This window comes from Gluconobacter sp. P1D12_c (genome assembly GCF_018812105.1).
Lineage (GTDB): Bacteria > Pseudomonadota > Alphaproteobacteria > Acetobacterales > Acetobacteraceae > Gluconobacter > Gluconobacter oxydans_A.
The window spans coordinates 1-402 of record NZ_JACSIQ010000650.1 but is presented as its reverse complement, the minus strand read 5'-3'; the positions used below and the strand labels follow the sequence as shown (position 1 = coordinate 402).

At 45.5% G+C, this 402-nt stretch carries 1 protein-coding gene; it reads right to left on the bottom strand.

All coding sequences use genetic code 11. The features are described 5' to 3' along the window. Window positions 1-402 (bottom strand): protein rep (locus KP705_RS18580; protein WP_215765375.1); only part of this gene is annotated, 402 nt, incomplete at both ends.

Genomic DNA, 402 nt, shown 5'->3' with positions numbered 1-402 from the left:
TATTCTCCATCTGCTCGAATTTTATTTCATCACCAACGATGACACGACCATCAAGAGAAGGCTCAACACAGAGAGCCATAGCAATATCGGGCCCGAACATATCCAATGATTTAGGGACACCTATCGTGGCTTCGCCTTCATCACGCTTCGTGAAAAGCTCAGCATCATTGATGACACGCTTCTTCATCATCTTCAGAGATCCATCAGACTGATCTCGAACGATGCGAAGCCTCTCATCATTAAGAGACCCCTTGAACTCCTTAAACGATCCGTACCTCTGTATCAGTCGCGTATTGAGTGTCTCATTATAGAACCACTCAAGATGGCCATCCTCCATCGTCTCAATATCGTTCGGCTTAGTCACATATTTTGTGACCTCATCAACAGACTCAAGAGTTCCCG